Annotated in this window: 9 protein-coding genes and 1 pseudogene; 6 read left to right on the forward strand and 4 right to left on the reverse strand. The window is 69.6% G+C overall.

Annotation, left to right across the window (positions count from 1 at the left end):
* Both ABNT58_RS08355 and ABNT58_RS08360 read right to left on the reverse strand, forming a co-directional pair.
* Nucleotides 1-477 (reverse strand): annotated as a pseudogene (locus tag ABNT58_RS08355) (hypothetical protein); the annotation flags it as partial.
* Nucleotides 477-1,727: an AAA family ATPase gene (locus tag ABNT58_RS08360; RefSeq protein WP_348753047.1), complete on the reverse strand. Its 1,251-nt coding sequence runs from the start codon at nucleotides 1,725-1,727 to the stop codon at nucleotides 477-479. The pseudogene ABNT58_RS08355 and the gene ABNT58_RS08360, both read right to left, overlap by 1 nt.
* A 682-nt stretch (nucleotides 1,728-2,409) precedes the next feature.
* Between ABNT58_RS08360 and ABNT58_RS08365 the strand changes: the two genes are divergently transcribed.
* The 4 genes from ABNT58_RS08365 (at nucleotide 2,410) to ABNT58_RS08380 (ending at nucleotide 7,510) form a co-directional block, all read left to right on the forward strand.
* Nucleotides 2,410-3,885, forward strand: a complete 1,476-nt coding sequence (locus ABNT58_RS08365; RefSeq protein WP_348753039.1) for a replication initiation protein — start codon at nucleotides 2,410-2,412, stop codon at nucleotides 3,883-3,885.
* A gap of 278 nt (nucleotides 3,886-4,163) precedes the next feature.
* Nucleotides 4,164-5,822 (forward strand): ATP-binding protein, encoded by a 1,659-nt coding sequence (locus ABNT58_RS08370; protein WP_348753040.1) that lies wholly within the window; start codon nucleotides 4,164-4,166, stop codon nucleotides 5,820-5,822.
* Complete coding sequence (locus tag ABNT58_RS08375; protein ID WP_348753041.1) at nucleotides 5,815-6,240, forward strand: response regulator; 426 nt, start codon at nucleotides 5,815-5,817, stop codon at nucleotides 6,238-6,240. Before ABNT58_RS08370 ends, ABNT58_RS08375 begins: the two co-directional genes overlap by 8 nt.
* A complete protein-coding gene (locus ABNT58_RS08380; protein ID WP_348753042.1) occupies nucleotides 6,230-7,510 on the forward strand; it encodes an EAL domain-containing protein in 1,281 nt (426 codons plus the stop codon). The genes ABNT58_RS08375 and ABNT58_RS08380 overlap by 11 nt, the downstream gene beginning before the upstream one ends.
* On the opposite strand, the gene ABNT58_RS08385 is transcribed toward ABNT58_RS08380, so the two are convergent.
* The gene (locus tag ABNT58_RS08385; RefSeq protein ID WP_348753043.1) at nucleotides 7,500-9,149 is read right to left on the reverse strand and encodes an ATP-binding protein; all 1,650 of its coding nucleotides are present in this window, start codon (nucleotides 9,147-9,149) and stop codon (nucleotides 7,500-7,502) included. The genes ABNT58_RS08380 and ABNT58_RS08385 overlap by 11 nt on opposite strands.
* A 182-nt stretch (nucleotides 9,150-9,331) precedes the next feature.
* Complete coding sequence (locus ABNT58_RS08390) at nucleotides 9,332-9,658, reverse strand: DUF883 domain-containing protein (RefSeq protein WP_348753044.1); 327 nt, start codon at nucleotides 9,656-9,658, stop codon at nucleotides 9,332-9,334.
* Nucleotides 9,659-9,827: 169 nt separating this feature from the next.
* Here ABNT58_RS08390 and ABNT58_RS08395 point away from each other — a divergent pair, with 169 nt between their 5' ends.
* Nucleotides 9,828-10,298: a universal stress protein gene (locus ABNT58_RS08395; RefSeq protein WP_348753045.1), complete on the forward strand. Its 471-nt coding sequence runs from the start codon at nucleotides 9,828-9,830 to the stop codon at nucleotides 10,296-10,298.
* Between the two features lie 55 nt (nucleotides 10,299-10,353).
* Nucleotides 10,354-10,547 (forward strand): hypothetical protein (locus ABNT58_RS08400; RefSeq protein WP_348753046.1); only part of this gene is annotated, 194 nt, incomplete at its 3' end.

A 10,547-nucleotide genomic window follows, 5' to 3' on the forward strand; every position in this document is an offset into this window, starting at 1 on the left:
AATTCCCAGCTCCAGGCAGGCGCGATGGCGCCGATGACCAAAAACGATTTCGTAGACAGGCACCATCCCGCCAGGGGGGTTGGACGGTCCAACCCCCTCGCCCGCCACCGCAGCCCCTCCCTGGATCGGCCGCACCTTGATCGGCTGCACATTGCCGTTGGCCGCAGCGATTTCATCTTTGAGAGCTGCGAAATCGGGACCTTCGAACGAAGCCGCATGCCGATTGGCCCATGCCGAAGGACGAATAGACCGCGGGTCCAGATGCCGCACCGGCAGGGCGCCTTCATAGCGCGCCAATTCCTCCCGCAAACTCTCCGCCTCCTTGATGGCAGTGGACTGCGCGGACATGAAATGCAGCATCGAGCCAGGCGCCGTCTTCGCCCGAACCTCTTCCGCGGGCTTGGGCGCGATGGGTTCCTTAGGCGCAGCGGCAGGCATCTGGATCAGCCCCGCCTTCTCAAACAGCTTCTTGGCCATTACCTAGCTCCTCGCACCGTGGGGGCGGCGGCAGCCACGCCACCTGCCGGCGCCACGCCTCCGTTCAACGCCGCCTGCTCCAGCACCTGCCGGCGCCACACCGACCACACCGAGCGTTCGATGTGCGACACGAAGGTGTCGTACGCATCTCGCGCTCGCTTGAAGGTCTTGGCACTGCCGTCGTAGCGCGCGATGTCGTACACGGTGCCGAATTCCGCACTCGTGGTGGCCGCCACCGCCGTTTTGGGAATCTCCACCGGCAAAACCTTCTCGGCGTAGGTCTGCCCGATCCACTGCCTGACGATGTTGCTCGCGGCATCGGCCGAATCCACCCGCGCCAACAACACATGGATGAAGTCGAACTCCTTGGTCAGCCCGCGCTTGGTGAGCAATTCCGACGTCAGATCGGCAAACAAGCTCCAGAACTGTGATGCGGACGCAAAGTCGAGTGCGTTGGGCGGCAGCGGCATGATGATGCCGTTGGACGCCATGAAGGCATTGATGGTGGTGTAGGACAGAGAGGGCGGCGTGTCGATCACGATCACGTCGTAGTCGCCCCGCACGTCGTCGATGCCCAGGTCCAGCACGCGCCAGAACTCGAAGCCAGGCTCCTGCGTCTGCCGAGCAGGCAGCGCGAACTCCGCACCGAACAACATCGGCGCCGCAGCCACCAGGTCGATGCCATCCCAGTACGTCGGGCGGATGGCATACCGGATCGAGGTTTCCGAGCCCATCGCCAGCGGCAGGATGGTGTCGTCCTCTTCCACCTCGGTGTCCGGCAGGATGCCGAAGAGCGTGGTCAGCGAGCCCTGCGGGTCGGTGTCGATCACCAGCACCTTGTGCCCCAGCAGCGTCAGCCCCTGGGCCAGCGTCACCGCGGTGGTGGTCTTGGTCACGCCGCCCTTGAAGTTGCCGATCGCGATGGTTACCGCCTCACCACCGGCCGGCCGCAGCCATTCCTTGCGGTACTCGCGGATCCAGGTGCGGGCCTCGGCGAGGCTGAACTCCCGGCGGCTGCCGGCGTCGTTCAGGCGGCCCGTCGGCAAGTCACCGCGCGAGAGGCGGTGGCTTAGCGAGCCCTTCTCGATGCCCAGCATCGCGGCCAGCTGGCTCAGGTTGAAAACCGGCGGGGCCTTGCGGGCGGTGGGCGCCAGCATCGCGGTACGGATCTCGCCCATCATCGCGACGGCACGGTCCGCCTGGTCGCGGATGCCATCCAACGGAATGGGCCGCGGCGGTTTGATTGTCATGTGGTCCAACAGAACGCTCCTGGTTTCACGAACCGTGCAAGCTTGACGTTTAGCTTGCTCTGGGAGTCGATTCTGTCAACGTACCCCCCGCTTGCAAAGCAGAAAGACCGCCGGAAGACCGCCAACCGGCATTGTGGACCTTCTGCAACGCCAGGCTCCGGGTTTAATGAGTTCAATACCTTCAAGCCCTTTAATACCTTTAGGCGCCCAATTCTGCTTACAGATCAACCACTTAGCGCCGACCAGGTGAGTGGATGCAGGAAGCGGCGGAGGCTTTGCGGGAGCAGGGTGGAGGGGAAGCGGGACGGCCGCGGAGAATTTTCAGGAGGGGCCGGAGCGGGGTCGGGAGCCGCTCCGTCGGGCATTTCCACAGGGTCTGGTGGGGCCGGAACCCGTGTGGATGGGTGACGCGATGGCCCTCCAGGGCGCCATCACACCGCGCCGGGGGCTGAATTGGAGGCTTTTCGGGAAGCGGATGCCTCGGCCCCCCCACCCGAAAACCCTCCGCCACCAGACACGCTAGACCGGACACGTGAGACTTTTCAGGAAGGCTGAGCTGCCAGAGCCCGCGGCACCGCGACTCTCACGTGAGGATTTTCAGGAAAGCGCTCGCCAGACGGGCCGCCACGTTGATGTGAGAAGCTGGTTCACATGAGCGAAAGCTCGGCTAAAGTCGCGGCCCATGACGTCCGAGCTGGTCCTCACCGAGCAGACGCCGCTCTTCGAGGCCGGCGCGCCCGAGTTCGCCGCCGCGGTGCCTGCGCCGCAGCGCCGGGCCGCCAGGGGCCGGGCGCCGGTGGCCGAGATCACCGTGCCACTGCGCAAGCCGGTCAACACGCTGGCCATCGTGCCCAAGTCGCAGCGCATCACCTCGCTGGGCCGCAAGAGCTACAACGTGCTGCTGTTCGAGGCCCAGTCCCAGGGCCTGGACAAGGACGTCTTCAGCGCCCCGCTCGAACGCATCATCCGCGGCGTCGACTTCGACTCCAACGACCAGGAGCTGATCAAGAAGCATCTGCGGGCCATGGTGTCCACCACCGTGGAATGGCAGTCGCCCACCACCGGGGAGGGCACCACCTGGAACGTCAGCGGCCTGCTGGCGCACGCGCGCCTCAGCAAGATCCGCGGCCAGGTGTGGGTGGAGTGGTCGTATGCGGTCAACCTCAAGCAGGAACTGCTGCAGCCCACCGTGTTCGCCCGGCTGTCGCTGGAGATCATCTCCCAGCTGCGTTCGCATGCCGGCATCGCGCTGTACGAGATCTGCTCGCGCTACAAGGACATCGGCCGCACCTCGCGCCAGGCCTGGGCCTGGTGGCGCCCGGTGCTCAGCGGCCGGCCCGAGAACGAGAAGACCGCCAAACTCGAATACCGCATCTTCAAGCGCGACACGCTCAAGCCCGCCATCGCCGAGGTCTGCGCCATCACCGACATCGACGTCGAGCTGGTGGAGCACAAGGCCGGCCGCTTCGTCTCCGAGCTGCAATTCCTCATCCGCCCCAAGGCGCGTGAAGCGCTGCCGCCGCGGCAGCCGCCCCAGCCGGTGGACCTGGGCGCCGTGACCCAGGCGCGTGCCTTGGGCATCGACGACGGCCGTGCAGAGGAGCTGATCGAGACCTACGGCCAGCAGGCCTTCACCGAAGGCCTGGATGCCCTGCGCAAGCGCCTGGAAACCGCCTTCCCAGAGCCGCTGCGCGATCCGTTCCGCTACCTCAAGGCGCTGCTGTCCGGCGAGGCAACCCAGCGCGCCGCCAAGGCCGCCGCCGAACGGCACGAGGCACCCGCCACCAGCCCGGCGGATGCCACCACCGCCGCCCGCAGCGAAGAAGACCGCGCCGCCCAGGCCCGCCGCGAAGCCCGCTGGACCGAAGCCTGGATTCGCCAACGCCGCGAGCAGATCGTGCGCGACATCGCCGGCCTCTCGGCCGAGGAGCAGGCGCGCCTGTCGCAAGCCCTGCTGGAAGACATGGAAGCCCGCCAGGTGCACCCGTCCATCCGCAAGCGGCTGCAGACCAGTGGCTGGCAGCATGCCCTGGTGGTGGCCGAGATGATCCGCTTCTACGCGGTGGGCGCCATCGGCGACGACTGGGACCGCCCCACGCCCGAGCAGCTGCTGGCCATCGCCGGGCAGCTGGGCGACGGCACGCCCACGGGCCGCTGAGGCGCCCCCCACGCCGCAGCCCGCCCCTGGCGGCTCGGTCCCGCTGCTCAAGCCCCCCGGCCAGGCGCCGATAAACCGTCATCGCCCTGCCCTGCCCGGGGCGCAGGCCCTTGCCCGGCCCCAAGGCTCGCCCGATGCAGTCGCTCAACGCCATCGACCCCCCTGCAAGTGCTGTCCACGCCGGCCCCACCGCGCCGGCGCACAGCCGTGCAGCGACGGCGGGCCCCGCGAGACTGGCGGGCCTGGTCCCCTGGTGGGCGGCACTGCGCCAGTCCGCCTTGTCCATCGGGCTTAGCCTGTTCCTGCTGGGCCTGCTGTGGCTGGGCGCCGGGTTCGAGCTGGCGGAAGAGCGCAACAACGCGGTCCAGCATTCGCAGCGCAACCTCGCCAACCTGACCCGCGCCTTTGCCGAGCACACGGCCAAGACGCTGGAAGGCGCCGACCAGGCCGTGCGCTACGTGCGCAACGAGTACCTGGAAAAGGGCGCCGGCTTCGACCTCAGCCAGTTCCTGGCGCGCGACGTGGTGGGGCCGGAGTACCACCTCGTCTCCCTCATCGGCGCCAACGGGCTGGTGAGCCATTCCACCCAGCCTTTCCAGCGGGTGGACCTGCGCGACCGCGAGCACTTCAAGGTGCATGCGCGCGGCACCGCCGACCGGCTCTACATCAGCCAGCCGGTGCTGGGCCGGGTGTCCAACAAGTGGTCGCTGCAGATCACGCGCCGCATTGACACGCCCGCCGGCCGCTTCGACGGCGTGGTGGTGCTGTCGATGACCCCCGACTACCTGACCCGCTTCTATGGCGAGGTGGACCTGGGCCGCCATGGCGCCATCATGCTGGTGGGCAACGACGGCGTGGTGCGCGCCAGCGCCAGTCCCACCGACCAGAGCGGCCTGCACCACATCGGCCAGACGCTGCTGTTCCGCCAGGCCATGGCCCAAGAGGTGGGCCTGCTGCGCGCGGTCAGCCCGCTCGACGGCATCGAGCGGCAATGGGCCTTTCGCCGGCTCGACGACTACGGCCTGGTGGTGCTGTGCGGCCTGGGCATGGACGAGGTGCTGGCCGACTCGCAGGACCTGCAGCGCAATGCGCTGGCGGCCGGTGCGGTGGTCACGCTGGTGGTGCTGGCCTTCATCGTGCTGCTGGTGCGGCATGCCCGCCAGCAGACCGACCTGCTGCAGGCGCTGGAAGCCGGCCGCAGCGCCGCGCAGGCCGGCAGCCGCCTCAAGACCTTGTTCCTGGCCAGCGTGTCGCATGAGCTGCGCACGCCGCTCAACGGCATCCTGGGCTACGCGGAGACCATCCGCGACACCAGCTCCGATGCCGAGGCGCGCGGCCACGGCGCGGTGATCCATGCCAGCGCCAGCCAGCTGCATGGCATGGTCAACACCATCCTCGACCTGGTGAAGATCGAGACCGGCCGCATGACGGTGAGGCCCGAAGCGCTGGAAGTGGCCGCCTGGCTGCGCGGCGTGCATGCGCGCCACGCCGCGGCCGCCCAGGCCCGTGGCCTGCGCCTGTGGCTGGCCGTGCAGCCCGGCTGCCCGGATGAGGTCAGCACCGACCCCGCGCGGCTGAACCAGGTGCTGGACCACCTGCTGGCCAATGCGCTGAAGTTCACCGAGCAGGGCGAAGTGGCCCTGATCGCCCGCGGCGAAGACGCCGGGCTGGTGATCGAGGTCACCGACACCGGCATCGGCATGTCGCCCGACAAGCTGGCCAGCGTGTTCGATCGCTTCAATGCCGCGCTGGGCAGCTTCGACCATGCGGGGCAGGGCGCCGGCCTGGGCCTGCCGCTGGCGCGCCAGCTGGTGCAGCTGCTGGGCGGGCGCATGACGCTGCGCTCCCTGCCCGGCCAGGGCACGACGGTCGCGCTGTGGCTGCCGCCGCGCGCCGAGCCTTCATCCCCTTCTTCCGAGAACACCCACCATGTCTGAGTCCCACGGGCTGCCGGCCCCCACGCCCGCCGGCCCCCAGCCCGGCGCCACCGCCGCCGCGCCGCGCACCGCCCTGGTGGTGGACGACAACCAGCTCAACAGCCAGCTGGTGGCCATGTTCCTGCGCCGCCTGGGCTGGCAGGCCGAGGTGGTGGACACCGGCAGCACCGCACTGGACCGCCTGGCCCAGCGTGCCTACGACCTGGTGCTGCTGGACCTGCGCATGCCGCAGATGGGCGGCGAGCAGGTGTGCCGTCGCATCCGCGAAGACCTGGGCCTGACCCGGCTGCCGGTGGTGGCCTACACCGCCCACAGCATGCCCGAGGACAAGCAGCGCATGCTGTCGGCCGGCTTCAACGAACTGCTCATCAAGCCGATCTCCTTCCAGGACGTGCGCCAGCTCTGCCATGCACTCTGACGCAGCCCTGATCCAGGCGGCCCGTCAGGTCGGCGCGCCGCAGGACGACGCCACCCCCGCGCCGCCGCGTTGCAGCGTGTGGGTGGCCGTGGCCGAGCCCGAGACCGCCGACGCCCTGGCCCAGGCCCTGGCGCGCGCAGGTGCCGCGGTGCAGGCGGTGGTGCACGACGTGCTGGGCATCAAGCGGCTGCTGATGCAGCCCCGCGTGGACCTGCCGGCGGTGCTGGTCACCGGCCTGCGCTTTGCCGATGGCGACGGCTTTCAGCTCATGCGGCTGCTGGCCCGCCGCGCCGATGCGCCGGCCTGCTTCATCGTCAGCCGGCAGCAACGCGCGGTGATCAAGGCCGCCACCAACCTGGCCTCGGTCTGTGGCCTGGCACTGGCCGGGGTGGGCGAGCTGCCGGCCGATGCCGACGAGATCGCCCGCGAGGTGATGGCCTACCCCTGCCGCCAGGCCACGCAGGCGCCGGCCACGCCCGCCCCGCTGCCCGAGCTGGCGCGCGACGAGCTGCTGGCGCTGCTCGACCGCGACGTGCTGCAGCCGTGGATGCAACCCAAGCTGCGCCTGGCCACCGGCGAGATCATCGGCTTCGAGGCGCTGATGCGCGCCCACGATGCCGATGGCGCGGTGGTGATGCCCGACCGGCTGGTGGCCGCCCTGCAACGCCACCACCTGCTGGACCAGGCCACGCTGCACATGGCACGCCGCACGGTGGAGTTCGTGGCCACCTGCCTGAACGAAGGCATGGCCGTCAGCGCCTCCATCAACGTGTCGATGCAGTCGCTGTCCAACGTGGCCTTCTGCCAGGAGCTGGCGGCCGCGGTGGACCATGTGCAGCTGGACCCCAGCTGGATCACCATCGAGATCACCGAAACCGACGCCATGGCCGACCTGGCCTCGGTGATCGAGAACACCGCCCGCATCCGCATGCTGGGATTCAACCTGGCGATCGACGACTTCGGCACCGCGTATTCCAGCCTGTTCCAGCTCTCGCGCATCCCGTTCTCTGAATTGAAGATCGAGCGCGCCTTCATCACCGGGCTGGGCGAAGACCGCGGCAAGCAGGGCATCGTCAAGGCCTGCGCGATGCTGGGCGCCTCATTGGGCCTGCATGTGGTGGCCGAGGGCGTGGAAACCGCCGACGAACTGGCCCAGGTGCAGGCCGCCGGCTGCACCGAAGTGCAGGGCTACCTGGTGTCTCGCCCGATGCCTGCGGCACAGGCACTGGACTGGCTGCGGGCCCTGCCCGAGCAGCGCTTCACGCTGTAGGGATGGCGGGCTCTGGCCTTCGCAGCACGGCCGCTGCTTCCAGCAGCAGACCCTCGCACAGCACCGCCGCCCGCATCGGGTGGCTGCCGCGCAGCGCCATTTCCACGTCGCCCGCCTGCTCGCTGAGCACGGCATGGCCGAAGGAGCCGGCGGTGCCGCGCAGCGTGTGCACCACGCGGCTCAGGGCCGCCCAGTCGGCACTGCGCAGCGCCTCGCGGATGGCCTCCACCTGCGCTGGCAGGCCAGCACGGAAGGCCTGGCGCAGCTGCGCCATCTCGCGCTGGAAGGCGGCCTCGTTCTCGTCGCCCTCGAAGCCCAGGCCCAGGTGTTCGCGGATCACTTCGTAGAAGCGCTCGCGGTCCACCGGCTTGGCCAGCACGTCGTTGCAGCCGGCGTCGCGGTAGCGCTGCACGTCGCCCTTCATCACGTTGGCGGTCAGCGCCACGATGCGGGCCTTGCAGTGCGAAGCGCGCAGCCGGCGGGCGGCGGTCTCGCCGTCCATCACCGGCATCTGCATGTCCATCAGGATGAGGTCGAAGTCCTGGCGCAGCGCCATCTCCACCGCTTCCTTGCCGTTGCCGGCCACGGTCACGCCCAGGCCCGCCTGCTTCAGGAAGGCGGTGAGCAGCCGCTGGTTGTCCGGGCCGTCTTCGGCCAGCAGCACGCGACCGGCCAGATCGGGCACCGAGATGGCGGTGATCGCGAAGTCGCCCCGGCCGTAGTCCACCAGGTCGCCTTCCATCGTCAGCAATTCAGACCGGGGGACAGCGGCCGGCAGCGGCACTTCCAGCGTGAAGCGGCTGCCGCGCTGCAGCTCGCTGCTCACGCTCACCTGGCCACCCAGCAGGCTGGCCAGCTGGTGCGAGATGTACAGCCCCAGCCCCGAGCCACCGAACTTGCGCGTGGTCGAGGCATCGGCCTGGGTGAAGGGCTGGAACAGGCGCGCCTGCTGCGCCGGCGACATGCCGATGCCGGTGTCCGCCACCACGAAGCGCATGGCCGGCAGCTCGGGCAGGTAGTGCAGCTCCAGCGTCACGCTGCCGCGCGGCGTGAACTTGATGGCGTTGCTCAGGAAGTTCAGCAGCACCTGCTTGAGCCGCACGGGGTCGGTGCGCACCGCGGGCGGCAGCGGCAGATGCGGCACCACCTGGAAGTCGAGGCCCCGCTCGGCCGCGCGGCCGGCCACCAGTGCATTCAGGTCGCGCAGCAGCACCGGCAGCGGCAGGTCGATCTGCTCCAGCTCCACCTGCTGGGTCTCGATCTTGGCCAGGTCCAGGATGTCGTTGATGACTTCCAGCAGGTGCCGGCCGTTGCGGATGATGGCCTGCAGCGCCTCTTCGCGGTCCACCATGCCGCGGCCGGGCTGCATCAGCAGCTCGGCAAAGCCGATGATGGAGGTCAGCGGCGTGCGGATCTCATGGCTCATGTTGGCCAGGAACGCACTCTTGGCATTGCTGGCGGCCAGGGCCTCGTCGCGGGCCTGGCGGGCTTCTTCGGTGCGGGCACGCACCGTGGCGTCCTGCTCGGCCAGCAGGCGGTCGAGCCGGGCCTGCACGTCCCGCAGCTCCTGCTGGGCCAGCTTGCGGGCGGCGCGTTCCAGCGCCAGGCGGCGCTCCAGCGCGTCGATCAGCGGCTGCATCGGCCACTCCGGGCTGTGGCGGTGCCCCATGCGGCCAGGGCGGCAAAGGGCATCGGCAGGAGAGGGCGGGCGGCTTGCACGGTGGCGCGGGCGAAGAGGGGGCGATCACTGCCCGGGGGTGTCCTGTCTTCGGCTGGCCGGTGCGCATCTTGAGCCGCGGGCCCGCCCGCGGGCGGCGCTGCTCAGCGTTCGCGGGCCATGGCCACCAGCAGACCGGCGATCACGCCCACCGCCGCCGCCACGCCGATGGCGGCATACGGATGGGCCTGCACCTGGTGGTCCACCGCGCGGGCGGCGCTGCGGGCGCGCAGCATGGCTTCGTCTTCCAGCAGCTGCAGCTGTTCACGGCTTTGCTGCAGGCGCGCGGCCAGGCGGTCCCGCAGGGCTTGCGCCTGCTCGTCGCCCTGCTTCAGGCCCGATTGCATCAGCGCATCGGCGTCGTCCACCGCATGGCGCAGCCCTTCGGTGATGCGGTCTTGAAGGGCGTGTGGGTTCGACAGCTCGGTCATGTCAGCTCCTGGGTTGGTTGAGTGGCGCGGGGCGCTCAGGCAGCCCGCTTTGGTGGCACTGTAGCCCCAGGCGGCGCGTCCGCTGAACCAGCGCTTGACCGGCATCAAGGGCGGGCGGCGCTGCACTGGCAACACTGGGTGCATCGAAGCACACACGGAGTTCCATGCCATGGCCTACCAACGCATCCTGGTTCCTGTCGACGGCAGTGCCACCTCGCAGCGCGGGTTGCAGGAGGCCATTGCCCTGGCCCGTCTCACCGGCGGTCGCTTGCGCCTGCTGCACGTGGTGGACGAGCTGAGCTTTGCCACCGGCTTCGAGACGGGCACGGCCTTTTTGGGCGACGTGATCCCGTTGATGCGCGAGGCCGGCCAAGCCGTGCTGCAGCAGGCCTGCGCCCAGGCCGAAACCGCTGGCGTGCCGGCCGAGCCGGTGCTGTGCGACCGCTTTGCCACGCGGGTGTGCGACGCGGTGACGCAGGAGGCACGGCAGTGGCGGGCCGACCTGATCGTGCTGGGCACGCATGGCCGCCGCGGGGTGGGCCGGCTGCTGCTGGGCAGCGACGCGGAGCAGGTGCTGCGCCTGGCGCAAGTGCCGGTGCTGCTGGTGCGTGCGCCGCAGGAGGCACAGCCGGGCTGCTGAAAGCGCCCCCAGCACGGCCTCGGCCCAACGTGCGTGGCCGTAGGCGCCCATCACGATGAGGTCGGTGCCGAGGTCGGCCGTGCGCGACAGCAGCGCTTCGCCGATGGGCAGGCGGGTGGTTTGCACCTGCACCTCGGCCATCACGCCCTGCCAGGCCAGCCACTGCTGCAGCGTGGCCAGCCGGCGCTGGGCCATGGGCGTGTCGTCGGGCATGCCGCCTTCGTTCCACCACACCCCCTGCACCTGCTG

Origin of the sequence: uncultured Aquincola sp., from assembly GCF_964001545.1 — a bacterium.
GTDB lineage: Bacteria > Pseudomonadota > Gammaproteobacteria > Burkholderiales > Burkholderiaceae_C > Aquincola.